This window comes from Novosphingobium sp. MMS21-SN21R (assembly GCF_031846015.1).
In the GTDB taxonomy this organism is placed as follows: domain Bacteria; phylum Pseudomonadota; class Alphaproteobacteria; order Sphingomonadales; family Sphingomonadaceae; genus Novosphingobium.
In genome coordinates this window covers 1696427-1721152 of sequence record NZ_JAVRDU010000001.1, presented here as the reverse complement: position 1 = coordinate 1721152, position 24726 = coordinate 1696427, and the positions used below count along the sequence as shown (strand labels likewise).

The 24726-nt window shown below is 62.9% G+C and carries 20 protein-coding genes; 11 read left to right on the top strand and 9 right to left on the bottom strand.

All coding sequences use genetic code 11. From position 1 onward, the window contains the following. The first annotated feature begins 3 nt into the window (after window positions 1–3). The 4 genes from RM192_RS08310 to trpC all read left to right on the top strand — a co-directional run bounded on the left by RM192_RS08310 (window position 4) and on the right by trpC (window position 4456). Window positions 4–1542 carry a chorismate-binding protein gene (locus RM192_RS08310; protein WP_311507073.1) on the top strand — a complete coding sequence of 513 codons (1539 nt, stop codon included), beginning with the start codon at window positions 4–6 and terminating at the stop codon, window positions 1540–1542. Continuing rightward, window positions 1539–2126, top strand: coding sequence for an aminodeoxychorismate/anthranilate synthase component II (locus RM192_RS08305; RefSeq protein WP_311507072.1), 588 nt, complete (start codon window positions 1539–1541; stop codon window positions 2124–2126). Before RM192_RS08310 ends, RM192_RS08305 begins: the two co-directional genes overlap by 4 nt. After that, window positions 2123–3112, top strand: a complete 990-nt coding sequence (gene trpD / locus RM192_RS08300; RefSeq protein WP_311507071.1) for an anthranilate phosphoribosyltransferase — start codon at window positions 2123–2125, stop codon at window positions 3110–3112. Before RM192_RS08305 ends, trpD begins: the two co-directional genes overlap by 4 nt. A gap of 540 nt (window positions 3113–3652) precedes the next feature. Next, the gene (gene trpC, locus RM192_RS08295) at window positions 3653–4456 is read left to right on the top strand and encodes an indole-3-glycerol phosphate synthase TrpC (RefSeq protein ID WP_311507070.1); all 804 of its coding nucleotides are present in this window, start codon (window positions 3653–3655) and stop codon (window positions 4454–4456) included. A 37-nt stretch (window positions 4457–4493) separates the two neighbouring features. Here trpC and RM192_RS08290 read toward each other — a convergent pair whose 3' ends face one another. Then, the gene (locus tag RM192_RS08290) at window positions 4494–5543 is read right to left on the bottom strand and encodes a DUF4062 domain-containing protein (protein ID WP_311507069.1); all 1050 of its coding nucleotides are present in this window, start codon (window positions 5541–5543) and stop codon (window positions 4494–4496) included. A 475-nt stretch (window positions 5544–6018) separates the two neighbouring features. After that, window positions 6019–6861, bottom strand: a complete 843-nt coding sequence (locus RM192_RS08285) for a 23S rRNA (adenine(2030)-N(6))-methyltransferase RlmJ (protein ID WP_311507068.1) — start codon at window positions 6859–6861, stop codon at window positions 6019–6021. 399 nt (window positions 6862–7260) lie between these two features. Here RM192_RS08285 and moaC point away from each other — a divergent pair, with 399 nt between their 5' ends. Genes moaC through lexA form a run of 3 tightly spaced genes read left to right on the top strand, consistent with a single transcriptional unit; the run spans window position 7261 to window position 9692 of the window. Further along, the gene (gene moaC, locus RM192_RS08280) at window positions 7261–7734 is read left to right on the top strand and encodes a cyclic pyranopterin monophosphate synthase MoaC (RefSeq protein ID WP_311507067.1); all 474 of its coding nucleotides are present in this window, start codon (window positions 7261–7263) and stop codon (window positions 7732–7734) included. Then, window positions 7731–8936: a molybdopterin molybdotransferase MoeA gene (locus RM192_RS08275; protein WP_311507066.1), complete on the top strand. Its 1206-nt coding sequence runs from the start codon at window positions 7731–7733 to the stop codon at window positions 8934–8936. Before moaC ends, RM192_RS08275 begins: the two co-directional genes overlap by 4 nt. Before the next feature lie 57 nt (window positions 8937–8993). Beyond that, a complete protein-coding gene (gene lexA / locus RM192_RS08270; RefSeq protein ID WP_311507065.1) occupies window positions 8994–9692 on the top strand; it encodes a transcriptional repressor LexA in 699 nt (232 codons plus the stop codon). 90 nt (window positions 9693–9782) lie between these two features. On the opposite strand, the gene RM192_RS08265 is transcribed toward lexA, so the two are convergent. Further along, window positions 9783–12260, bottom strand: coding sequence for a ComEC/Rec2 family competence protein (locus RM192_RS08265; protein WP_311507064.1), 2478 nt, complete (start codon window positions 12258–12260; stop codon window positions 9783–9785). A 29-nt stretch (window positions 12261–12289) separates the two neighbouring features. Between RM192_RS08265 and gltX the strand changes: the two genes are divergently transcribed. From gltX to RM192_RS08250, 3 genes are read left to right on the top strand one after another with little or no spacing between them, the layout of a single operon-like run. Next, complete coding sequence (gltX, locus tag RM192_RS08260; protein ID WP_311507063.1) at window positions 12290–13753, top strand: glutamate--tRNA ligase; 1464 nt, start codon at window positions 12290–12292, stop codon at window positions 13751–13753. Between the two features lie 45 nt (window positions 13754–13798). Further along, window positions 13799–15085, top strand: a complete 1287-nt coding sequence (locus tag RM192_RS08255) for a citrate synthase (protein WP_311507062.1) — start codon at window positions 13799–13801, stop codon at window positions 15083–15085. Between the two features lie 18 nt (window positions 15086–15103). Then, complete coding sequence (locus RM192_RS08250; RefSeq protein WP_311507061.1) at window positions 15104–15295, top strand: hypothetical protein; 192 nt, start codon at window positions 15104–15106, stop codon at window positions 15293–15295. Between the two features lie 4 nt (window positions 15296–15299). Here the strand turns inward: RM192_RS08250 and RM192_RS08245 are convergent, their stop codons facing one another. The 4 genes from RM192_RS08245 to RM192_RS08230 form a co-directional block, all read right to left on the bottom strand. After that, window positions 15300–16664, bottom strand: a complete 1365-nt coding sequence (locus RM192_RS08245; RefSeq protein WP_311507060.1) for a HAMP domain-containing sensor histidine kinase — start codon at window positions 16662–16664, stop codon at window positions 15300–15302. 18 nt (window positions 16665–16682) lie between these two features. Then, complete coding sequence (locus tag RM192_RS08240; RefSeq protein ID WP_311507059.1) at window positions 16683–17654, bottom strand: hypothetical protein; 972 nt, start codon at window positions 17652–17654, stop codon at window positions 16683–16685. A 9-nt stretch (window positions 17655–17663) separates the two neighbouring features. Further along, window positions 17664–18902 carry a hypothetical protein gene (locus RM192_RS08235; protein WP_311507058.1) on the bottom strand — a complete coding sequence of 413 codons (1239 nt, stop codon included), beginning with the start codon at window positions 18900–18902 and terminating at the stop codon, window positions 17664–17666. Window positions 18903–19017: 115 nt separating this feature from the next. Then, complete coding sequence (locus tag RM192_RS08230) at window positions 19018–19323, bottom strand: Hpt domain-containing protein (protein WP_311507057.1); 306 nt, start codon at window positions 19321–19323, stop codon at window positions 19018–19020. A 71-nt stretch (window positions 19324–19394) separates the two neighbouring features. On the opposite strand from RM192_RS08230, the gene RM192_RS08225 reads away from it, so the two are divergent. Beyond that, on the top strand, window positions 19395–21932 hold the full coding sequence (locus RM192_RS08225; protein ID WP_311507056.1) for a hypothetical protein: 2538 nt from the start codon (window positions 19395–19397) through the stop codon (window positions 21930–21932). 12 nt (window positions 21933–21944) lie between these two features. Here the strand turns inward: RM192_RS08225 and RM192_RS08220 are convergent, their stop codons facing one another. Together RM192_RS08220 and RM192_RS08215 are read right to left on the bottom strand one after the other, a co-directional pair. After that, a complete protein-coding gene (locus RM192_RS08220; protein WP_311507055.1) occupies window positions 21945–23375 on the bottom strand; it encodes a UdgX family uracil-DNA binding protein in 1431 nt (476 codons plus the stop codon). Then, a complete protein-coding gene (locus RM192_RS08215; protein ID WP_311507054.1) occupies window positions 23372–24619 on the bottom strand; it encodes a putative DNA modification/repair radical SAM protein in 1248 nt (415 codons plus the stop codon). The genes RM192_RS08220 and RM192_RS08215 overlap by 4 nt, the downstream gene beginning before the upstream one ends. Window positions 24620–24726 lie beyond the last annotated feature (107 nt).

Genomic DNA, 24726 nt, shown 5'->3' with positions numbered 1-24726 from the left:
CCGATGTCTACGCTCGAAGCTGTCACCGCCGCCGCGTTGCCCGAAAACCACGGCCCCGCGCTCATTCAGCTCACTGCCGGCAAACCGGCGCTGATCTGGCGCAAGCTGATCGTCGATACCGAAACGCCGGTCGGCGCAGCGCTCAAGCTCATGGAAAGCGGGCGCGGCGATTTCCTGCTAGAATCGGTGCAGGGCGGCGAAGTGCGCGGGCGTTACAGCCTGCTCGGGATCGATCCCGATCTTGTCTTCCGCGCCACCGGAGCCTCGGCGGAAATCAACCGTATCTGGCGGCACGACAAGGCCGCCTTCGCCCCATTGCCCGGCAATGCGCTGGATGAGCTGCGCGCGCTCGTCACCGCCTGCCGGATCGACGTGCCCGCTGCCCTGCCCCCGGCGCTCGCGTGCCTGGTCGGCTATTTCGGTTACGAGACCATCGGCCTCGTCGAAAAGCTGCCCCGGCCCGAGCAGAGCGATCTCGTCCTGCCCGACATGCTGTTCACCCGCCCCACCGTGGTGCTGGTGTTCGACCGGCTGTCCGACGAACTCTTCGCCATTGCCCCTGTATGGGCCGAAGGTGGATCACCTGCGCACCTGCTTGAAGCCGCCGCCGAACGCATCGACAGCGCCATCCGCAAGCTGGCCGACGCCGTCCCTGCCGACCAGCGCCTGTCCGAAACGGTGGACGTCACCCCGCAGCCGGTGATGCCTGCCGCGAACTATGCGCGCATGGTGAACGCGGCCAAGGACTATATCGAAGCTGGCGACATCTTCCAGGTCGTGCTCGCCCAACGCTTCACCGCGCCCTTCCCGCTGCCGCCCATCGCGCTCTACCGCGCGCTGCGCCGCATCAACCCCTCGCCGTTTCTCTATTTCCTCGACATGCCGGGCTTCGCGCTGACCGGCTCCAGCCCGGAAATCCTCGTCCGTATCCGCGATGGCGAAGTCACCATCCGCCCGATCGCCGGCACCCGCCCACGCGGGAAAACGCCCGAGGAAGACCGCGCCAACGAACGCAGCCTGCTCGATGATCCCAAGGAACGCGCCGAGCACCTGATGCTGCTCGACCTCGGCCGCAACGACGTCGGCCGCGTGGCCAGGGCGGGCACGGTCAAGGTCACCGAAAGCTACAACGTCGAGCGCTACAGCCACGTCATGCACATCGTCTCGAACGTGGTCGGCCAGCTCGACACCGCCCGCGCCGACAGCGTGGACGCCCTGTTCGCCGGTTTCCCCGCAGGCACCGTCAGCGGCGCCCCCAAGGTCCGCGCCTGCGAGATCATCGCCGAGCTCGAACCCGAAACCCGCGGCGCCTACGCAGGCGGTGTCGGCTATTTCGCTCCCGATGGCTCGGTCGACAGCTGCATCGTCCTGCGCACCGGCGTGATCAAGGACGGCGTCCTTCACGCGCAAGCAGGCGCAGGCATCGTCGCGGACAGCAACCCCGAATACGAACAGCGCGAGTGCGAGCTGAAGTCAGGCGCGCTCTTCGCCGCCGCCCGCGAAGCCGTCCGCGTCGCCACCGAACCCGGATTTGGCCAATGATCCTCGTCATCGACAACTACGACAGCTTCACCTGGAACCTCGTCCATTACCTGATGGAAATGGGCGCGGAGGTTGAGGTCGTGCGCAACGACGCGCTCACCGCAGAACAGGCGATCAAAACCGGCGCGCAAGGCTTCCTGCTCTCGCCCGGCCCCTGCACGCCCAACGAGGCGGGCATCAGCCTCGATCTCGTCGGCGCGGCTGCCGATGCAAAGCTGCCGCTGCTCGGCGTGTGCCTCGGCCACCAGTCGATCGGGCAGTATTTCGGTGGCAAGGTCGTGCGCGGCGGGCTGATGCACGGCAAGACCAGCCCGGTCACCCACGATGGCACCGGCGTGTTCGAAGGCCTGCCCAGCCCGTTCATCGCCACGCGCTATCACTCGCTCATCGTTACCGAGATCCCGACATGCCTCGCGGTCAACGCGCAGTCCGATGACACCCACGTCATGGGCTTCCGCCACACTTCACTGCCCATCCACGGCGTGCAGTTCCACCCGGAGAGCATCGCCACCGAGCATGGCCACGCGATGATCGGCAACTTCCTCAAGATTTGCGGCATCAACACGCGCCCCGTCCCGGCATGACCCTGCCTGACCCCGCCCACCCGCTCGAAGAGGCCGAAGCCGAACAGGCCTTCGCAGCCATTCTCGACGGCGCCGTGCCCGATGAGGCCATCGCAGGGTTCCTCGTCGGCCTGTCAGACCGGGGCGAGACGGCATCCGAAATCGCCGGAGCCGCCCGCGCCATGCGCGCCCGCATGATCCCGATTGCCGCCCCCGCAAACGCCATCGACGTCTGCGGCACGGGCGGTGACGGCCACCACACGCTCAACGTCTCCACCGCCGTCAGCCTTGTCGTCGCGGCCTGCGGCGTGCCCGTCGCCAAGCACGGCAACCGCGCCGCCAGTTCCAAGGCAGGCGCCGCCGACACATTGGAAGCCCTCGGCCTCAACCTCGATCGCGCTGCAGAAACTGCCGAAGAAACGCTCGCCGACCTCGGCATCTGCTTCCTCTTCGCCGCGCGCCATCACCCGTCGATGGGCCGCATCATGCCGATCCGCAAGGCGCTGGGCCGCCGCACCATCTTCAACCTGATGGGGCCATTGGCGAACCCCGCAGGCGTCCGCCGCCAGCTTGTCGGCATTGCGCGCCCCGCCTATGTCCCGATCTACGCCGAAGCCCTCCTGCGCCTCGGCACCGACCACAGCCTCGTCATCTCGGGCGACGAAGGCCTCGACGAACTGAGCCTCGCAGGCGGCAACGAACTGGCCGAAGTCAAGCACGGCGAACTCGCGATGCGCCGCATCACCCCCGCCGACGCAGGCCTGCCCACCGCCCCGGTCGATGCGATCCGTGGCGGCGATGCAGCCCACAACGCCGCCGCCCTGCGCGCGCTGCTCCAGGGCGAGCAAGGCCCCTACCGCAACGCCGTCCTGTTCAACGCCGCCGCCGCCCTGATCGTCGCAGGCGAAGCGAGCGACTGGCACGAAGGCGTCGAAGAAGCCGCCGAAGCCATCGACAAGGGCCTCGCCAACGCCCTCCTCAACTGCTGGATTTCGGCGCTGAAATAGGCGTCAGCGCGCGCCCTTCGACAAGCTCAGGACGAACGGGTTTTTAGTGAGCCTTGGCCAAGTACGGGCGCGCTGCCCTGTTCTCAACATCCCAAGCAATATCCGTTCGTCCTGAGCCTGTCGAAGGACACGCGCCACCCCCGCAGAACATTCCCCAACCCACCCCCGTTCGTGTCGAGCGAAGTCGAGACACCCCACCGCACAATCTCCCTAACCCCGTTCGCCCTGAGCCTGTCGAAGGACGCGCGCAAACCCCCGCAGAACATTCCCCAACCCACCCCCCGTTCGTGTCGAGCAAAGTCGAGACACCCCACCGCACAATCTCCCAAACCCCGTTCATCCTGAGCCTGTCGAAGGACACGCGCCACCCCCCGCAGAACATTCCCCAACCCACCCCCCGTTCGTGTCGAGCGAAGTCGAGACACCCCACCGCACAATCTCCCTAACCCCGTTCGTCCTGAGCCTGTCGAAGGACGCGCGCAAACCCCGCCCCAAAACCCACTCGACACACCCGGCGCGAGAGGCCAAAAGCCGCGCACCATGACCGACAAGCTCACCGAAATCTGCGACACCAAGCGCAGCGAAGTCGCCGCCCGCAAGGCCGCCACCAGCATCGCTGACCTCACCGCCCGCGCCGCGCAGCAAACCGCCCCACGCGGCTTCGAGGCAGCGCTCCGCACCAAGGCCGCCACCGGCTACGCCCTGATTGCCGAGATCAAGAAGGCCAGCCCGTCCAAGGGCCTGATCCGCGCCGATTTCAACCCCGCCGCTCACGCTGCCGCCTATCAGGCAGGCGGCGCCGCGTGCCTCTCGGTCCTCACCGACGCGCCCTATTTTCAGGGCCACGAGGATTACCTGATCGAAGCCCGCGCCGCCTGCACGCTCCCGGTCATCCGCAAGGACTTCATGGTCGATCCGTGGCAGTGCCTCGAGGCCCGCGCCATCGGCGCCGACGCCATCCTGATCATCGCCGCCTGCCTGTCAGACACGCAAATGGCCGAGATCGAAGCCGCCGCACGCGAACACGGCATGGACGCCCTCGTCGAAGTCCACAACGAAGAGGAAATGGAGCGCGCCGCCCGCCTCAAGTCCCGCCTGATCGGCGTCAACAACCGCGACCTCAAACGCTTCGTCACCGATCTCGCCACCACCGAACGCCTCGCGCCGCTCGCCCCCGAAGGCACCCTGTTGGTGGCGGAGAGCGGCATCAACACCCATGCCGACCTGTTGCGCCTCGAAAAGTGCGGCGCACGCACGTTCCTCGTGGGCGAAGCCCTGATGCGTCAGCCGGATGTCGAGGCGGCTACGCTGGGGTTGTTGGTGGGGTGGAAAAAGATCAATTGAGACTCAATTATTCAGATACCATTATTCAAATTTTTATTTAAAAAGGCAAGTCATCGCCATTATCGTCGTCAGCTGCAGGATCTTTTGGTCGAATATCTTTTCTTATTAAACTATCGCTCCATTCCAAAGAGTCCGGCCTGAATCTATTTTGACCGTCAAAAAGCTTAGTATTTATTTTCAATAAATCCCAATTGTTGTCATCTTTATCATTATACCATTCCATCTCGGTGGAATTATCCCACGCTCCCTCTAGGACTGGCTTATAACTTCTAACTTTCAACCATGAATTCAGCTCGTCTACAGACGTAAAATATACACGATATGGAACCTTAAGAAGGCGTTTAATTCTCGAAAAAGATGGGTGATTAGGAAGAAGCAGCGCGTCTATCTTGCCTTCATCATCGTTTGAATTTTGGACTGGAGATCTCAATAGTTCAACAAGCTGTCGAGCGGAATCAACGCCCTGTCGTAGCTCTTGAGCTGTTTCAAGCGCACCGACCGACGCTTGACTTTGAAGCATCCTTTGAAATAATCCAGCCCACTGCTCACGCAGCAAATTTATAATATCCTGTCCAGTTTCGAAGGACATTATTGCGTTATTATTTGGGAGAGCGTGAACTTCTTCTAGAAATTTATAAATTTTAACATTGTCAACAGCAGTCCAGTTGATATTTGTATTTTTATTTTTTAAGTACGTTCTATACTCTGAAGAAACATCTCTCTCAACAAATATATAAACTTGCTTGTATTGTTCAATCGCGGTTCGTAACTCCAATTGCGATACAGAAAATTCGCCATCGTTAGACGTACTTCCAAATCTTCCACCTATGACGGAGACTAGAATATCACAGCTCTCTATTTCCCGGTAGCACGCCACTTCGGGTGAATTTTCTTTAGAGTATGTTATATGTCCGCGTTCATTCAAGATTGGCTCGTAACCCTTCTCTCGAATAAACCTTTCAAGTTCTCCCCTGAGCGATCTAAGATCGTAATACGTTGAACTTAAAAATACTCTTGGTTTTGCCATGGAGCTCTCGAGATGCGATGAATTAACAGTTTTTGAGCATGTGCTGATTTCGACGATCAATCAAGATTCATGTGCATGTTTAAATCAATTTGAAATTACGGTGACAGAAATTACGGGGACAGGTGCATAAATCCCCAAATTCCGTCTCCCGACCAAAGCCATAAAGGCAGCAGCCACCAATTAAGCACCGCATGAAGCCCCGAGCCAAAGCAATGCGCCAGCGCTAACCCCACGCTCCTCTCCCGTCTCCGCGCCTCTGCGTGAACCAACTCCCACACCACCCGAACCACAAACCCCTGTCCTACCCGCCGCCGCGCTGCCACACTGCGCGACATGTCAGGCACCGCCCCCTCCACCTTGAAAAGCCCCGCGTTCCGGGCCAAGGCGGGGGCGTCGGAGTTTTGCTCTGGACTGTGCAAACCGTGTAAACCCGTTCCGGGAAGTCACGGCTGGGAATTGCGGTGACAGGTGCCTCGTTTGCTAAATGCAGCGCGGCAATCCCTCCTTCGGGCGAATGGCGCGATAAGCGGCGACTCTAATCGCCCAGCCAACCGGCTGCGATCTCGCCCTTGTGCCCCTCGGGCGCCAGTGCGGCGCGCAGGGCTTCCAGCAGAGGCGGCAGCGCCTGCGTGAAGGCGTAGGGCGGGTTGACGATAAAAAGGCCGGCGCCGTTATAGATGCCGGGCTGATCGGCATCGTACAACCAGTGCTCCACGCACAGGAATTTCGGGATGCCGAGCCGCTGCAATTGCTCCTTCCACCGCCAATGCGTGGCGCGGTCTTTCAGCGGATACCAGATCACCGTCACGCCATGCGCCCATTTGCGGCACGCCGCGGCAAGTGTGGCCGTGATCCGGGCGCGTTCGTCCGTCTGCTCGTATGGCGGATCGACCACCACCACGCCGCGAGGGCTTCGCGGCGGCAGCATCGCCAGCCAGAACTCATAGGCGTCGCGCTCGTGCACGGCAGCGGGAGTGCCGCGCATCGCGCCGCGCAGGGCATAGGCGTCCTCGGGATGTTTTTCATTCAGGATCAGGAAATCCTGCGGGCGCAGAAGCTGCGACAGGATCTGCGGCGAGCCGGGATAAAGCTGCGGCCCCTCCCCCACATTCGCCCCGGCATTCACCGCCTGCACGGCCGCGCGGTAGTCGTTCAGCAAGGGGTTCGGGTCGGCAAAGGCCCGCAGCACGCCTTGCGTGGCCTCACCGGTGCGCTGGGCCTGCTCGCCGGCAAGATCGTACAGCCCGCAACCGGCATGGGTGTCGATCAGGGTCAGCGCGCTGTCCTTTTGCTGCAAGGCCCGCACAAGCGCGATCAACAGGCTGTGCTTCACCACATCGGCGCTGTTGCCGGCATGGAAGGAATGGCGATAATTCATTGTGATGCGAAATCCTGGGTGCAATTACGGTGACCAGTCACGGTGAGCGGGGCACAAATCCCCAACGTCCGCGTCCCGGCCAGATCAACAGAAAATACCATGCAGCCATTTATGCACCGCATGAGGCGCCGAGGCAAAGCCATGCGCCAGCCCTTTCCCCCACGCTCGTGTCCGCGCCTCAGGACGAGCCGGCAAAACCACAAATCTCTCGGAACCACAAAGCCCAGAAGACCACAAAGCCCTGTCCTACACGCCGCCGCCCTGCCAGGCTGCGCGGCATGTCTGGCACCATCCCCTTAAACTTGAAAAGCCCTGCATTCCGGGCCAAGGCGGGGGCGTCGGAGTTTTTCTCTGGACTGTGTAAACTGTGTAAACCTGTTCAGGGAGAAAGCGGTCAGGATGAACGGATTGACCCACCTCGATTCGGGCGGCACCGCGCGGATGGTCGACGTCGGCGCGAAGGCCGAAACGCACCGCGTCGCCATCGCGCAGGGGTCGATCCGGATGAACCCGGCCACGCTCGCCGCCGTCCGCGAGGGCAACGCGCCCAAGGGTGACGTCCTCGGCGCGGCGCGTATCGCCGGGATCATGGCCGCGAAGAAGACCGGCGAACTGATCCCGCTGTGCCACCCCCTCGCGCTCGATGCGGTGAACGTGGACTTCGCCTTCACCGGGACCGGCGTCGAATGCACTGCCACGGCCTCGCTGACGGGCAAGACCGGTATCGAGATGGAAGCGCTCACCGCCGTGTCGGTCGCCCTGCTGACGGTTTACGACATGGCCAAGGCGCTCGACAAAGGCATGGTCATCGAAGGTATCCGCCTGATCGAGAAGCGCGGCGGCAAGTCCGGCACTTGGGTAGCGCCCGAGTGAGAACGCCTCCGCTCCCCCTCGCCGAAGCGCAATCCCGCCTGCTCGCACTGGCGGCAGCACTCCCGGTGGAGCACCGCACCGTCAGCGAATGCCTCGGCCATTATCTTGCCGAACCGCTCCTCGCCCGCCGCACCCAGCCCGCCGCCGCCCTCTCCGCAATGGACGGTTACGCCTTGCGCAGCGCCGACCTCCCCGGCCCATGGCAAGTCATCGGCGAGAGCGCGGCGGGGCATCCCTTCACCGGATCAGTCGGCGCAGGCCAAGCCGTGCGGATCAGCACCGGCGCGATGGTCCCGGACGGCGCGGACATGATCCTCCTGCAGGAGGACGCCGCGCGCGAAGGTGAAACAATGCACCTGACCGGCACGCCCCCCGCCCCCCCGCAGCGCCACGTCCGCCCCGCAGGAATGGACTTTTCGCGCGATGCCATGCTGATCGCGGCGGGAACCCGGATCGGCCCCGCGCAAATCGCGCTAGCCATCGCCGGCGGGCACAGCCACTTGCCCGTGCGCCGCCCCTTGCGCCTCACCGTGATCGACAGCGGCGACGAACTCGTCCTGCCCGGCACGCTGCCCGCGCTCCACCAGCTCCCCGCCAGCAACGGCCCCATGCTCTGCGCGATGGCGGCAGGGCTGCCGGTGACGATCACGCACATCGGTCCCATCGCCGACCAGCTCGAAGATCTCGCACAGGCCCTCGGCAGCGCGGCCGATGCCGACGTGATCGTGACCAGCGGCGGCGCATCGGTCGGCGATCACGATCTGGTGCGCCCCGCGCTCGAAGCCGTCGGCGCGTCGATTGATTTCTGGCGCATCGGGATCAAGCCCGGCAAGCCGCTGCTCGTGGCGAAGCGTGGGGGGCAGATCATCCTCGGCTTGCCCGGCAATCCCGCCTCGGCCTTCGTCACCGGCTTCCTGTTCATGCTGCCTTTGCTGCGTGCCATGCTCGGCGCGGTGAAGCCCTTGCCGCGCACGATCCCGGCGCGTCTGACCAGTGCGATGAATGCGGGCGGCAGCCGGATGGAATTCCTGCGCGCACGGTGGGACGGGGTGACGGTGACGCTCGACGAACTGCAGGATTCGGGCGCGCTCGCCCCGCTTGCGCGCAGCAACGCTCTCGTTGTGCGAGAAGCGGGCGCGCCTGCCAAAGCCGCCGGTACCGATGTTCTCATCTACCTGCTCGAAAATGGCGGAATTGCTTGACGAGTCGTAATTGGTTGCTTATCCGTTCCGCATTCGTTCACTCGCGGAGAACCGCCAATGTTGACGCGCAAGCAGCATGAACTGCTCTCATTCATCCAGGTCCGTCTGGAGGAATCCGGCATTTCCCCCTCGTTTGAGGAGATGAAAGAGGCGCTTGATCTCAAGTCGAAGTCCGGCGTCCACCGCCTGATCTCGGCGCTTGAGGAACGCGGCTTCATCCGCCGCCTGCCCAATCGCGCCCGCGCGCTGGAAGTTTTGCGCCAGCCCGAAAGCGCGGTGAGCAAGCCTGCGCCTGTGCGTGAGGCAGCCAATGCAAATACGGCGCTCACGCCGTTGCGCAGTGCGCCCAAGGCGGCTCCTGCCCCGGCAAACGACGTGATCGAATTGCCGCTGCACGGTAAGATTGCAGCCGGTATGCCTATCGAAGCGTTTGAAACCTCCGCCACTCTGCCGGTACCCGCCGCCCTGCTCGGCGCGGGTGAGCATTATGCGCTCGAAGTATCGGGTGACTCGATGGTCGAAGCCGGTATCTTCGATGGCGATTATGCGCTGGTAAAAAAGACCGATTCCGCCCGCGATGGAGAAATCGTCGTCGCCCTGGTGCGCGGCGAGGAAGCCACGCTCAAGTACCTCCACCGCGAAAAGGGCATGATCCGGCTCGATCCGGCCAATTCCGCTTATGATCCGCAGTTCTACCGCCCGGATGAAGTCGCGGTGCAAGGCAAGCTCGCGGGACTCCTCCGCCGCTATCATTGATCCGAAGCATTCAGGTTCGGACATGTTACGAATTCGGTAGGTCAATGCATGCTGTTTGCCTGAGTGTTGCCCGGCCTTAAGCGGTCATGGTCAGGTCGGGGGTTGCCCGGTCACTGCATCGCCCCCATCCCGGCCTTCCACAGATGGCGGCGGCAGAGCAGATGACCCGGGCGAAACCGGGACACTTTGTACCGACGGCTTGGCAGCAGGGCGGAATGTCTCGTCAGGCAACGCTCTCTGGTTGCGATGATTTTGGTTTCCGTTGACTCTCGTGACGACCGCACCGGTCCGTTCGGCGTCAGGTGGTGCTTCCCGAGGCTGGGTTGCAGTACGAGACAGCTTGTTCAGTTCTGGCGCCTCCGGCCAGCGATACCATCCGTGGCGTCCCTGAGTTTCGGCAACGGTGCGGATTTTCCCGGAAGCGAGGTCTATCGTGATCCCGCCGGTTGCGGCGAGGAGGATGCGGTCAGCCTTGAGCATGCGCGGTTTGCAGGAGAACGGCAGGCGCCTGTCTGCGATGACGATATCAACTCGCTCGCATGCTGCGGCGAGGTCCATGTCATCGATGTATTCGCGGTTGCGTGCGGCCAGAACGACGAAACGTTTCCTCCCACGCACCAGAGCAAATGCGCAGAATTCCGGCGAACACTTCGCACCGGGCCATTGGTCCAGCGTTTTCACTTCGCCTTCCATGCCTGCCATTTCGAGCAAGCTGTCACGAACGTAATCACCGCGCGTGGTCCGCAGGACGAGCAAGTCGGCGCCGTCGTCCGTCATGCCGACGTGGTGCCCGTCGCCTGTGACGAGAATATCGGGAGGCCGCGCCAGCACCATGACGGTAACCGCAACGGTCGCGGGAAAGAGCCCCCACAGCCGTACTTTCCCGGTCCACAGTGCCAGCCACAGCATGCCCACGATGAACATTACGAAGCTCCACGGCGCGACCGGCGGCAACATGGTGACCGCGCCGGGTTGTGCTGCCACGAAATGGGCGATGGCCAGCAGGAGTTCGAGCGATTTGCCACAGAGCCACCATGCAGGTGCGCCCATGCCTCCCAAGTCCAGCAAAAGCGCTATCCCGATCAGCGGCATGGTCACGAAAGTCGTCAACGGGATCGCGATGACATTTGCGATGGAGCCATAGACGCCTGCGCGGTGGAAGTGGAACAGGCCGATTGGCATCAAGGCTGTCTCGATCACCAGCCCGGTGGCCAGCAACATGATCAAGCTGCGCGCAGCCCGAGCAACCGGGCCATGATGTTCGCCAGACATGAAATTCCGGACCGGGGCGGCAGAGTGGAACGCGATGATCGCCATGACCGCGGCAAAGCTCATCTGGAAACTGGGGCCAAGCACCGCCTCGGGCCAGAACACCATGACGACCAGACCGCCAACCGCCACAAGCCGCATCGACAGCGGATCGCGGCCCAACGCCAATGCGCCGAGCACCAGCAGAGCGCCGATGCACGACCTGATCGTCGGCACCTCTGCCCCGGTTAACAGGGTATAGGCCACGCCAGCCAGCGCGCCCGCCAACGCGGCAGCGACCGGCACGCGCAGGCGGAGCGCGATCCAGGGAAACAGCGACAGGACGCGCGCAATTATCCAGTACACGGCGCCGATCAGCGCACTGACATGAAGCCCGCTGATCGAAAGCAGATGCGTCAACCCCGCATCGCGCATCGCCTCTTCGTCGGTCACGGCAATGGCCCCGCGGTCGCCGCTGGCGAATGCGGCGGCGATGTTGCCGGGCGAACCGGCCAGCATTGACCGCACATGATCCGCAAGCCCGGACTGCATGCCGCGCAGGGTCACGCCGCGATCAGAGGTCTGCAGAACTTCGACTGGCGAAATGGCCGACCCGGTTGCCGCGATTCCGCCGAACCATGCGGTCCGGGCAAAGTCATACCCTCCGGGCAACATCGGCGACGCTGGCGGCATCAGCCGTGCGCGGAGCCGGACGAAGGCTCCTTGTTCTGCACCTTTCCGATCCTTGTCGTCCGGAACATTGATGCGCACGAGGACCGCACCGGCGCTGCCTTCGATCTGCGTTCGCAAGATGAGACGAACCCGCGCCTTTGCGGCTTCTTCACGTCTTTCGGTAATGCGTCCCTGAACCATGATAACGCGCGGGCCGTCGATAGCAGGCTGCCCAGCCAGCACCGATTTGGTCCAGATCGTGGTCATGCCGGCCGCCGCCATCACGCTCAGGCCGATCACAGCCAGGCGCACGTGCCCCGCACCTGCCTCGTCACGCCAGATCAGGCCCAGAATCGAGAGCCCGCCCAAGGCAAGCAAGGCCCCGGTCCAGTCTGCAACTCCGGGAAGCGCCACCCACAGGACTATCCCTGCCGCGAAGGCCACTACAAGCCATATCCCGCGTTCAAACGGGTGGGCTTCAAGGAACGCTTCGCCAGCTTCAAGCACGCTGGACAATCGCGCGCGGATGTCCCAATGCCCCGCGCGTCTTCCCGGTTCTTTGCCGGGCACGAAGGCGGAACCGTCCGGCGCTGGAAAGTCTGCCGCCGAACCATCCGCTGACGGGCCTTGTGCTGCCGGGGACGCCATGGATTTCAAAGGGAAGGAAAGCGCGGCCAATGGCAAGCGCCACTTATACCGTTTCTGCAGGATCACGCCCGCAAGGCAAGGTCGTCACCCGGTTTGCGCCCTCGCCGACCGGCTTCCTGCACATTGGCGGCGCGCGCACCGCGCTGTTCAACTGGCTCTACGCCCGCCATCACGGCGGCACGTATCTGCTCCGGATCGAAGACACCGACCGCGCACGATCGACAGACGCCGCGATCGAGGCGATCTTTGACGGGCTGGAATGGCTGGGCCTTGCCGGAGATGAGACGCCGGTGTTCCAGTTCGCCCGCTCCGACCGGCATGCCGCCATTGCCCACCAGATGCTTGAATCAGGTCACGCATACCGTTGCTACCTGACCCAGGAAGAGCTGACAGCGCGGCGAGAGCAGGCTCAGGCCGAGCGCCGCCCGTTCCGCATCCACAGCGAATGGCGCGATGCCGGGCCGGACCAGTGGCCCGCAGGCGAGCCCTATGTCGTGCGCATGAAGGCCCCGCGTGAGGGCGAGACGGTCATCGACGACATGGTCCAGGGCTCGATCACGGTCCAGAACAGCGAACTCGACGACTTCATCATCCTGCGGTCGGACGGCACGCCGACTTACATGCTCGCCGTCGTGGTCGACGATCATGATATGGGCGTAACCCACGTGATCCGCGGCGATGACCACATCAACAACGCCTTCCGCCAGCTTGTGATCATCCGCGCGATGGATGTGATCGAAGGCGGCTGGCCCGATCCTGCCTATGCGCACATCCCGCTAATTCATGGTGCGGACGGGGCGAAGCTGTCCAAGCGCCATGGCGCGCTGGGCGTCGATGCCTACCGCGACGAGATGGGGCTGCTGCCCGAAGCGGTGTTCAACTACCTGCTCCGGCTCGGCTGGGGGCATGGCGACGAGGAAATCATCAGCCGCGAACAGGCGACTTCGTGGTTCGACATTGGCGATGTGAACAAGGGCGCATCGCGCTTCGATCTCAAGAAGCTGCTCAATCTGAACGGGCACTACATCCGTGAAGCGGACGACGCGCGGCTGGCCCGGCTTGTGGCACCGCGCATGGCGGATCTGGCTCCGGCTTTTGCTGCCGACACCGGGATGGACCTGCTCACGCGGGCGATGCCGGTGCTGAAGGTTCGGGCACCCGACCTCAACGAACTGGCGCAGGGCGCGGTTTTCCTGTTTGCACAACGGCCCTTGCCGCTGGCCGAGAAAGCTGTCGCCATCCTGACCGATGATGCGCGCATGATCCTCGGCAAGGTGGCGAAGGTTCTCGAGGCTGAAAACGGCTGGACAACCGAAAATCTGGAGGCCACGGTGAAGGAAATGGCCGAGGGGCTCGGGTTGGGACTGGGCAAGATTGCCCAACCGTTGCGCGCAAGCTTGACGGGACAGGCTACCTCACCAGGCATTTTCGACGTATTGGCACTGCTCGGCAAGGACGAGTCGCTGGCACGCATTCGCGACCACGCGGCCTGATCGCGAGCAGGTATTTGTAATAACATGGAACAGGAGGGCTAAGGCGTGAGCGATAACCAGGCTTCTTTGACCGCTGGCGGCAAGACCATCGAGATGCCCGTAAATAGCGGGACCATCGGCCCCGATGTCATCGATATCCGCAAGCTCTATGCTCAGACGGGGATGTTCACCTACGATCCGGGCTTTACCTCAACGGCGAGCTGCGATTCCGCAATCACCTACATCGATGGCGATGAAGGCGTGCTGCTGCACCGTGGCTATCCGATTGGGCAGCTGGCCGAGCATTCGTCGTTCATGGAAGTCAGCTACCTGCTGCTCAACGGCGAACTACCGAGTGCGGCAGAACTGGCTGATTTCAGCCGCACGATCACGCGCCACACCATGCTGCACGAACAGCTTGCCACGTTCTATCGCGGTTTCCGCCGCGATGCGCATCCGATGGCGATCATGTGCGGCGTGGTCGGTGCGCTTTCGGCGTTCTACCATGACAGCACCGACATTGCCGACCCGGTACACCGCAAGATCAGCTCCCACCGCCTGATCGCCAAGATGCCGACGATTGCGGCGATGGCCTACAAGTATTCGGTCGGTCAGCCCTTCGTCTATCCCGACAACAAGCTGTCCTACACCGGCAACTTCCTCAAGATGACCTTCGGCGTTCCCGCAGAGGAATACGAGGTGATCCCCGAAGTCGAAAAGGCGATGGACCGGATCTTTACGCTCCATGCCGATCACGAGCAGAACGCTTCCACCTCGACCGTGCGCCTTGCAGGTTCGTCGGGCGCCAATCCGTTTGCGTGCATCGCGGCCGGCATTGCCTGCCTGTGGGGTCCGGCACATGGCGGCGCGAACGAAGCCGCGCTCAACATGCTCAAGGAAATCGGCACGCCCGATCGCATCCAGCACTACATCGACCGTGCCAAGGACAAGAACGATCCGTTCCGTCTGATGGGCTTCGGCCACCGCGTCTACAAGAACTACGATCCGCGTGCGACGGTGATGCAGTCGACCGTGCGCGAAGTGTTCGCCGCGCTCAACGTGCAGGACCCGCTGTTCGAAACCGCACTGCGGCTTGAGGAAATCGCCCTGAGCGATCCTTATTTCGCAGAAAAGAAGCTGTTCCCGAACGTGGACTTCTATTCGGGCATCATCCTTTCGGCGATCGGCTTCCCGACGACGATGTTCACCGTGCTCTTCGCCCTTGCCCGCACCGTCGGCTGGGTGGCGCAGTGGAATGAAATGATCAGCGATCCAGGCCAGAAGATCGGTCGTCCGCGCCAGCTTTACACTGGCCCGACGGCGCGCGATTATGTGCCGGTGAGCGAACGCTAAGATAAAGGAACGGCGGCGATGACGATGATTCTGAGAGTTTTCGGTATCGCCGCCCTCCTTATGGGCGGCCTGTGGGTCGGCCAGGGAACGGGCGTGATCATGTGGCCCGCCTCGAGCTTCATGCTTGCACAGGGGCAGTGGGCCTATATCGGCGCTGGCCTGATGCTCATCGGGGCCTTTGCGCTTTGGCGCAGCGGCAAACGGGGCTGACGCCCTAGCCTGCTGCGCTGCTTTGCGAGGCGTGGTCTGCGGGCAGGATCAGTTCAAAGCGGGCACCGCCGCTGACGGCGGTCGAAACGGTCAACTCGCCCTTCATCGCGCGCGCCAGTTTGCGCGAAATGTAGAGGCCGAGGCCGCTTCCACCATCATTGCTCCGGCCGAGCCTTTCAAACTTTTCAAAGACCTTGTCTGCCTGCGGGGCGGCAATCCCCTCCCCTTCGTCGCTGACCGACACCCATGCGGACTGTCCTTCGCATCCGGCTTCGATGGTCACAGTGGTGCGGCCCGGCGTGTAACGTATGGCGTTGCCGATCAGGTTCAGCAGAATTTGCAGGACACGCCGGAACTCGCCGATGGCTGGCGCATGTTCGTCGATGCCGGGAGTGACCAGCACGATGCTGCGTTCCTGTGCGCGGACACCCAGAATTCCGGCAGCGCGACGTGCGCAGTCGGCCAGATCAATGTGATCGGGCGCGGGCTGAAATTGCTCGTCCTCGACCGTTTCGAGATCCGACAGGTCTTCGACGAGGCCGAGCAAATGCCGTCCGGCCTCGGCAATGTCGCCCGCATACCCGACGTATTGCTCTGCGAGAGGCCCGGCGAGGCGCGTACGGATCGTTTCGGCATTGGCGACGATGCGGTTGATCGGCTGCCGCAGCGCCGGGGCTAGGTTACGCCCGAGCAAGCCTTTGAAATCCGGTGAGGCACCCAGTGGCAGGACGGCGTGCAGATCGGGTGCCATGACCGTATCAGCCACCAGCAACAGTTCGAACCCGCCGGCACGCAGCGGCAGCAACCGCGCCTTCCAGCGTCGCTGCGAACCGGCAATCTCGAGTTCGGCATCGTCGAGCAGCCGCCAGTGAAGCGGCTGGCGGTGAGAGTTTCCACGCAAGGTGACAAGGTCTGTCCAGAAACGCCCGAAACCCTGCCGCAAGACGGCGGCAAAGTCAGCCAGGTCACCCGGTTCGATCGTTGCCGAAATGACCCGCTGCTCGGCATCGAGCACAATATGCGCCTCAGCCAACTGCCGAAGCAGGGCTTCTGCGACAGCGCCTTCGTCTGCCTTCCATGCCTCCGCGGCAAGCTGCCAATTGGTAATCACGATCCGGGTGCCACCACCGTCGGGAGCGACGCGGGCGCAAAAAGAAACAGGGCGTCCCTCGTCTTGCACGGTCAGAAGCGTTGCCAGAGGCACGCCGGAACTGCGCACTTTGCGCACCAGCGCGAGCAGGCCGGGTATGGCGATGTGCCCCGGATAACTGCCGCCAAGCCGCGTCTGCAAAGCGGCAAGCGTCTCATCTGCCTCAACAAGACAGTCGGTGCCATCGCACCGGGCGAGGATTGGCCCTGCCGCGGTCATGGCATCACGGCTTGCATGTCAGCGCCGCGCATCCGCCGCCTGCGAAGAAGCCAGCATAGCAGCCGCACGATCGGGGTGCAGGTCCTCCAGCGCTGGAGGCAGGGCAATGTCCGGGTGGAGTGCAGCGAACGTTTCGACCAGTCCATCGCGGTCAATTCCTGCCGCAGCGAGCGACAGGGCAAGGCGAGGCATCTGGCTTTCCGTCGTGCACATGACGGCGGTTTCACGTTCCAGCCCGGCTCCGAGCCCCAACGCCGTCAGGAACAAGGCCACCCCGGCATTCTGCAGCGACAGTGTGGCCGACGATCGCGCACCCGATGCGCTGATGGCGTAGCTCAGCAGATCAATGCGCGAAGCCGCCCCCGCACGGGCCTTGTGCAACGACATCTCGGCCAGTTCAGCCGCAGCCACGCCCGAGGGATCGTCGGCAACATAGGCGCGCATCATGGCCAGTGTGGCAGCATGAAGCTCTCCGGGCAATTCGGTGAGAGGCATCTGCATACGGCGAATGGCCTGGCCAAAGCGTGCCTGTGCCGCCAGCAGGTTCATGCCCCGCGCCGCAAGATCCGGATCAGGCGAGGCAATCAGGTCCTGCAGCAGCGGGGTCAGAACCGGGTCAATGCCCTGCCTCCCCTGAAGTTTTTCGGCCAGCTGCCATTCAACCGCCAGCATGTGGACATGGGTGAGCAGCGCCTGATTGCTTGCCAGCATCTCGGCAAGGCCGGGACCTGCTTCCCGTGCCCAAGCCCCAGCGTCGACATGACCCGCAGCCTCGCCCATCGCCTGAACCAGTTGACGCGCGATATCGGCGAACATCCCGCGAACGCGCGCTATGATCTCGTCACTGAAGATCGAGCTGTCGTCGTTGCGCAAGAGATGCTGAAGAATCGGAGCCATGTGCAGCATCGCCTGATCCGCATGGAACAGGTCGTCGCGCAACAGGGTTTCAATCACTCCGGAGTCTGTGCCGGTATGTGCGGTCAATGCCATGCGGAGGTCTTACTGCCGACTGGTTAACCGGGGGTTAGGCGAAGCGTTACCGATTGCCCTCGGGCCCAGTTGCAAAGTCACGAGGCAGGCAGCGGCAAGCGCCAGGACAGCAAGGCCGATACAGGCATCAAATGGCAGAAATGCACTGCTTGCGGCAAGGAAAATGCCGATGATCAGGCGATCTTCCAGCCAATGCGACCAACGTTTTCCCGGCAATGCCAGCGGTACGATCCGCGCCATGCACACCAAGAGTAGCGGACCGAAAGCCGCAGCGCCCCATGGTATGGCAGGACCCGGCGGCAGTTGGCTGCGCCAGGCGGCCAGCACGACAAATCCTGCATCAATCAGCAGGTGAAACAGCGCCACGCTACGCACGGCAAGGCCGGACGCCAGCAAGGAATCCCGTTCGACCTGCCCCAGCAGGCTGCCTATCCTCTCGACCAGCCAGGCAAGCCCGAGCAGCACGAAGCCCGCCGCAACGCTGCCGAGCCAGCCCAGTCCGCCGCCGAGCAACCCGATCAGCCCGGCGGCCAGTCCGACCAGCGCCGGCCGTGTGCCTGCATGGAGCATCGCCGGCCCGAATCGCCGCACTGTTGCCATGGCGAGCATTTCACCGGGAGAACCGGCGCTCTGGCCCGCAACACTAGTGTGCAGACGTAGCCAGCGGCGCTCGGCAATTTGCGCCTCATCCTCGCTGCGGACCACGCTCCAGCGGCCGTCGTCGAGCAGACTGACCGAGACGCTGCGATGGTTCACCCGCGCCTGAATTGCCAGCCTGAGCAAGGCTGACTGGACGTTCCATTCGGGCGGGAGATCGGCAAGGGCGGCCGCTATACGCCCCGGAAACCGCATGGCGGCAGCAAAGGCATTGTTGATGTCGATCCGCTCGAACCCCAGCGGCAAACCGGTTTCGACGGGAAGTGTCAGCAGGACAGGTCCGGCTTCGAGCATTTCACGCAGCGCTTCGGGCATAGCAAGCAAACCGTCGCCCAGGACGAACACATCATCCTCGGGCTGCAGCAGCGGAACCAGCGCCCGCGCCGTGGCAATCACGTGAAACTGCGCGCCGCCCGCTTCGGATACATGCTGAAGCGCTACAAGTTCGCCGCTGATGCCCTCAGCCATGACGACGATGCGCTTGCAGCCGAGCGACAGCGCAAACCCGATCTGATGACGCAGGATCGACCGCCCGCCGATCGGCAGGTATCCGCGCAGCGCGCCCGGTTCGGAACCGGCGGCCTCGATCAATGATAGAACTGCGACCCGCAAGGGCATGCCTCCTGACGTTACACCGTAGAGGCTGAGAGTTGCGCTGCCAAGCAGTGCGCACGCATTGGCAGGGGTTAACGAGCGCCGTTACCTTTCAAGGCAGGAGCGTGAGGTCTGACAGCATCTGATGCAAACGGCGCAGAACGAGTGGATCGCCCGGCGCACTGTCCAGCGCCTCTTCGGCCAGAGCCAGCAGGCCCTCTGCATGGAAGCTTGCAGCAAGACCTTTCAGCCGCATGGCCGCCACCTGCCAATTGCCGTCACAGCGCGACCGGCCCAGCAAGTCGACCTGTCGCTCTGCGCTTTCAATGAACGCCGCACGCAATTCACGCACCAGCTCGGGGTCATGCCCCGCAGCGGCAGCCAGATTTGCGTCGAGAGAACCACCTTCATAGGCCATGTGACACAGCTATGGGCCGAACTGTTAAGGCGGGGTTTATGCGCGCGGCAAAATCATGATAAGCTGCTCGAATGAACGGGGGAACAAGGATCATTCCGATTGACGGCGCAGAGCCTGAAATCGGCATCGCAACTGCCGATGGCGGCATCGAGCAGGGCACCGGAGCACCGCTTGCGTGGTCTGAACCTGCATTCGATGATGAAGTGGCAGACGCACCCTCACCCGATCGAAGCTTGATCGCGCCGGTTATGGCGGGGCTTTTCATCGCAGGCTGGACGGCGTTCTTCGCCTGGGCGGTGGTCAGCCGTTCGGATTATGTTTCGCAACCTGACCAGTGGGCATGGTGGACGGCGCAGTGGTCCATGCCGGTGCTGCTGGTCCTTGTGATCCTGCTTGTCCTGATGCGCACAAGCCGGCGCGAGGCGATCCGCTTTGCCGACGTGTCGATGAGCCTTGCCAGACAATCGGCAGATCTGGAAAAGCGACTGGTCAGCATCAACACCGAATTGTCCATCGCGCGTGACTTCATCGCCTCGCAGGGGCGCGACCTCGAGTCACTGGGACGGATCGCGGTCGACAGGCTTTCGGGAAGCGCCGCGCAACTCGACGGCCTGATTACGCAGAACCGCCAGCGGGTTGATCTTATCGCCGAAGTTTCGGCCAGTGCGCTCGACAATATGGACAAGCTGCGCAGCCAGTTGCCGGTGATCGCCAATGCCGCCAAGGACGTGACCAACAACATCGGCAACGCTGGCCGGTCCGCTCATCTCCAACTCGAAGAGATGGTGTCGGGCTTCCAGCGCCTCAACGAATTCGGGCTTGCCAGCGAACGCCAGGTCATTTCGATCCGCGAACGGGTGGACGCATCTCTCGAGCAATTCACCAAAGCCGGTGAAGAACTGGCCCGGCTTGCCGAAGGCCGGTTCGAGGCACTGGCCGGACGCAGCGCCGAGCAGTCCGGAATGGCCGCAGAGGCGGAGCGTGTTGCACTCTCCGATTGGTCGGCGCGAACCGAAGCGCATGCACAAGCTTTGCGCAGCGCTCTGGATCAGCTCGGCACCGACCATGAAGCACTTCTGGCAGACGCTGCCGGGCGGCTCGCCCGGTTCGAGGAAGCTGCGCGGTCGGTCACCGCCACGGTCGACGCGCAAGCGCGCGACCTCGACGATCAGCTTGCACGCCGCCGAGCAGCCGCCGATGACGCTGCATCGGAGCAGCGCGCAGCGCTTGACCGCCGCCTCGCCGAAATTGACGACGCGGTATCGACCCGCAGAGCCGCGATGGAACGCGCTGCCGGTGACGCTGCCGAGGCCCTCGCCACCAAGCTGGCCGAACTGGATCAGGCTGTCGACGCCCAGCGCAGGATTCAGGTCGAAGAAGCTGAGAAGCTCGCGCGCTCCTGCGAGGATGTTGCGGGCAAGGTCAGTAGCTTGTCAGCCGTCCTTCATAGTTCGGGAGAACAAGGAGCACAGACTGCTGCCACGGTTGATCGGGCCATGGTCGATCTCAACACCCGCCTTGCCGAAATGCGTCATGCGCTATCGGGCACGGACCTGCAGATTGGCGACCTTACAGACTCTGCCGTGCGCCTGCTCGAACTGATCCAGGCGGGCGGCGATCACACGCGCACCCAAATTCCCGAAGCGCTCCGCAGCACCGAGGCCGGACTCAAGGGGCTTGAGGACCGCGTCTTCACCCTGCGCGATACGCTGCGCGAAGCGGGAGACGGCGGGCGAGTCCTGGCGGAGACCGTTGGTTCGGCGCGCGGCGAAGTAACCTCGACCATCAAGGAACTGCAGAAGGCGCAGAAAGCGCTGACGGAACAGGCGTCTGAGCGCGAGCGTCAGCTTGCGGCCTTGCGCGAGGTTCTCGCCGAAGCGCGGCGCGACAGCGACAGTCTGGCAGGCGAGATCGAGAGCCGGCTTTCCGGTGCCATTGCCAGCTTGTCAGACGCAGCGGGTAAAGCGGGCGAGGATATCCGCAGCAGCACGGCGGGCGAAGTAGAGGCACTTGCCGCACGGCTTGGCGAGGAAAGCAGCGCCGCCATTTCGCGGGTGCTGCAAGGCCGCGCAGCCGAATTGATCGGGCGTCTCGAGGAAGCCATTGATGCCGCCGCCTCGGCGAGCCGCGAAACGGCGATCCAGATGCGCGATCAACTTGCCAAGGTCGATGAACTCGCCGGAAATCTCGAATCGCGCGTTACGCGGGCACGCGAGCGGGCCGAAGAACACGTCGACAATGATTTTGCGCGCCGTGCCGCCCTGATCACCGAATCGCTGAATTCGTCCGCGATCGATATTGCCAAGGCGCTGTCATCAGACGTGTCGGAAACGGCATGGGCGTCCTATCTGCGCGGTGACCGGGGCATCTTCACCCGGCGCGCTGTGTCGTTGCTTGAAACGGCAGAGGCCAAGGCGGTGCAGGCACATTACGAAGCCGAGAGCGAGTTCCGCGAACATGTGAACCGCTACATCCACGACTTCGAGACAATGCTCCGGCAATTGTTGTCGACACGCGATGGCAACGCGCTGGGCGTCACGCTGCTCTCATCCGACATGGGCAAGCTTTACGTAGCGCTGGCACAAGGTATCGAGCGGCTTCGGTCCTGAAGGCTGGCTATTTCATGACAGTTGCGAAAGTCGCATAGCGACGCTTCGCAGGTCGTTGATAAATTTGCGCTCTTCCAGCACTCGGCTGTCGCCTTCAAGCCGTAGCAGATAGCTTGGGTGGGTTGCAATCCATAGTTCGCTGCCGTCGTCCAGCGTGCGCGGCTTGCCCCGCTCACTCTGCACGCTCACCGTCTTGCCGAGCAAACTTCGTGCAGCGCTGGCTCCCAGTGCCAGCACGATTCGTGGCCTCAACAGGGCGCGTTCACTCTCGATCCACCACCGGCACGTATCGATCTCGCCTGCAGTGGGGGTCTGGTGCAAGCGGCGCTTGCCTTGCGGCACAAATTTGAAGTGCTTGACCGCGTTGGTTACGTAGGCCCTGCCAGCTGCAATGCCTGCGCCCGACAGATGGGCGTGCAGCACCTGTCCCGCCGGACCGACAAACGGTCGTCCCTGCAATTCCTCCTGGTCGCCGGGCTGCTCGCCAACGATCATCAGAACCGGGTCTGTCGGCCCTTCGCCCATGACTGCGCTGGTGCCGTTGCAGCCGATCGCGCAACGGCGGCACGCGACGATGGCATCGCCGACTTCAACGAGACTCTTTGGCCGATCGCCAAAGTCCTGCGCACCCGCATCGACCATGCGAGCCTCGCGCGCCTGCGCTCCAGCAATCAATTCGGGAATAAGCGCCGCCTCGGGCATGTTCTTCCAGTATTTGCGAGGCATTTCCTTGAGCATAGCGCCGACTTTCAACCGCGCCGGATTAAAGATCGAGGAATAGTATTTGCCCCACAGCGCCTCCACAGGATCGCCCGACCGCGCGTCTGTGCGGGCGGCAGGTGGGCCTTCATGCAGCGCTTCGCCGTCCCAATGGATGCTCCCGCGCGGCGTAAGGATCGACCAGTGCATGGACGTGAAACGACGCACGAAGAATGCAGCGTTCGCGCGCAGGATATGATGCTCAGGCTCGAACCAGGCGACGTAACGTTCGCCCTCCGGCTCTTCGACTACGCGGAAGCGGACGAAAGCGCGCATCTTGTGGATATCGCGGCGGACCTGTCGGGCCAGATCCTCGACCCGGCGAACATCCTCGTCCGCCTTGTCGTCCATCAACCGGTGGTTGCTCTGGAGACGCCAGAGCAGTCGATAGAGCAGAGAAAAACGTTCTGGGTCAATATGAAGAACGGCACTTTGGGCAAGTTGCAGGAAGGCACGCGTTGCGCGGGGCTGCTGCGCGGAGACAGGCGGTTCGGGCAGGAAAGCGTCTCGGCTGGCAAACAGGTCAGCGCGTTGGTCGGCAGGCGATTCCCACACTACACATTCCGGCGGCATATCAGCACGGATCAACCGGCGAGCGATATCGCGCCAGATCTCGAAATCGTCCGCAGCAGGCAGACTGGCGCGATGGAGCGTGGGTCGTCGCAGCGTCTGGCGGGCAGTCATGACGCAAACAGTTCAAGTTGCTCTGAACGCCGGGGTGCGATCATGCTTTGCAGATCGGCGCGGTCCGTCAACAGAACCGGCCGCCAGTCCTCGGCAACGATGAAGGGGCGCACCTTGCCGAGCGAGACAGTCAGCTTGCCCACGTCATCAAGGCGCAAGCGGCGCTGACGCCTTGCCGCGAGGATCGCATTCACCGCACGCACGCCCAATCCCGGCACACGCAGCAGGCGCTCTCGTGGCGCGCGGTTCACATCCACCGGAAAATCGGCGCGAAACTGCAGCGCCCAGGCGAGCTTGGGATCCATGTCGAGCGGGAGCATCCCGTCTGCCCCCGCCGCCTGCTGCACTTCATGCGGCGCATACCCATAGAACCGCATCAGCCAGTCGGACTGATAGAGCCGGTGCTCGCGCATGAGTGGGGGTCGTTTCAGCGGCAGCACCGCGCTGGCATCGGGAATCGGACTGAATGCGGAATAGTAAACGCGGCGCAGGCCGAACTGGCCGTAAAGCGCGCTGGCACGACCGACGATGTCGCTGTCGGTTGCGGCATCGGCACCGACGATCATCTGAGTCGACTGCCCGGCCGGAGCAAACCGAGGCGCGTTGCGGAAGCGCTTGCGGGCATCCTTGGCCTCGACGATTGCGGTCTTCAATGTGCCCATCGCCCCTTCGATCTGCGGGGCGGATTTGTCGGGTGCGAGGCGGGTGAGGCCGGCGACGGTCGGCAGTTCGACATTGATCGAAACCCGGTCGGCATAGAGTCCGGCGCGAGCGACCAGTTCGGGATCAGCTTCTGGGATTGTCTTGAGGTGGATATATCCACGAAAATCGTGCTCTTCCCGCAAGATACGCGAGACTTCTATCAATTGCTCCATGGTGTGGCTGGAGCTTTTGACGATGCCTGATGAGAGAAACAGGCCTTCGATATAGTTGCGCCGGTAAAACGACAGAGTGAGGTCCACCACCTCTTGTGGCGTGAACCGGGCACGCCGCGTGTTCGAACTCTTGCGATTGATGCAATAGTGGCAATCGAACACGCAGTGGTTGGTAAGCAGGATCTTGAGCAGCGAGATGCACCGGCCATCAGGCGCGTAGGCGTGACAGATTCCCATGCCCTCGGTCGATCCTATCCCTTTGCCGCCCTTGCTGCTGCGCTTGACCGTGCCTGACGACGCGCAGGATGCATCGTATTTCGCTGCGTCTGCAAGGATTTCGAGGCGACCCATGATATCGGTTCGTGACATCAGTTCTATATATGTTCTTTCGCCATTCCGCGCCAGCCCGAACATCTGAAAAGGCGGGCAGCGGAACGCGAAACGCGCCGACAGGTTTAGGAGCGACGAGGACGGGA

What these genes read in the sequence shown, in the direction of transcription:
- RM192_RS08310 (WP_311507073.1), top strand. Translation starts at nt 4, where the DNA reads ATGTCTACGCTCGAAGCTGTCACCGCCGCCGCGTTGCCCGAAAACCAC.
- RM192_RS08305 (WP_311507072.1), top strand. Translation starts at nt 1,539, where the DNA reads ATGATCCTCGTCATCGACAACTACGACAGCTTCACCTGGAACCTCGTC.
- trpD (WP_311507071.1), top strand. Translation starts at nt 2,123, where the DNA reads ATGACCCTGCCTGACCCCGCCCACCCGCTCGAAGAGGCCGAAGCCGAA.
- trpC (WP_311507070.1), top strand. Translation starts at nt 3,653, where the DNA reads ATGACCGACAAGCTCACCGAAATCTGCGACACCAAGCGCAGCGAAGTC.
- RM192_RS08285 (WP_311507068.1), bottom strand. Translation starts at nt 6,861, where the DNA reads ATGAATTATCGCCATTCCTTCCATGCCGGCAACAGCGCCGATGTGGTG.
- moaC (WP_311507067.1), top strand. Translation starts at nt 7,261, where the DNA reads ATGAACGGATTGACCCACCTCGATTCGGGCGGCACCGCGCGGATGGTC.
- lexA (WP_311507065.1), top strand. Translation starts at nt 8,994, where the DNA reads ATGTTGACGCGCAAGCAGCATGAACTGCTCTCATTCATCCAGGTCCGT.
- RM192_RS08265 (WP_311507064.1), bottom strand. Translation starts at nt 12,260, where the DNA reads ATGGCGTCCCCGGCAGCACAAGGCCCGTCAGCGGATGGTTCGGCGGCA.
- gltX (WP_311507063.1), top strand. Translation starts at nt 12,290, where the DNA reads ATGGCAAGCGCCACTTATACCGTTTCTGCAGGATCACGCCCGCAAGGC.
- RM192_RS08250 (WP_311507061.1), top strand. Translation starts at nt 15,104, where the DNA reads ATGACGATGATTCTGAGAGTTTTCGGTATCGCCGCCCTCCTTATGGGC.
- RM192_RS08245 (WP_311507060.1), bottom strand. Translation starts at nt 16,664, where the DNA reads ATGACCGCGGCAGGGCCAATCCTCGCCCGGTGCGATGGCACCGACTGT.
- RM192_RS08240 (WP_311507059.1), bottom strand. Translation starts at nt 17,654, where the DNA reads ATGGCATTGACCGCACATACCGGCACAGACTCCGGAGTGATTGAAACC.
- RM192_RS08230 (WP_311507057.1), bottom strand. Translation starts at nt 19,323, where the DNA reads ATGGCCTATGAAGGTGGTTCTCTCGACGCAAATCTGGCTGCCGCTGCG.
- RM192_RS08225 (WP_311507056.1), top strand. Translation starts at nt 19,395, where the DNA reads ATGAACGGGGGAACAAGGATCATTCCGATTGACGGCGCAGAGCCTGAA.
- RM192_RS08220 (WP_311507055.1), bottom strand. Translation starts at nt 23,375, where the DNA reads ATGACTGCCCGCCAGACGCTGCGACGACCCACGCTCCATCGCGCCAGT.
- RM192_RS08215 (WP_311507054.1), bottom strand. Translation starts at nt 24,619, where the DNA reads ATGTCACGAACCGATATCATGGGTCGCCTCGAAATCCTTGCAGACGCA.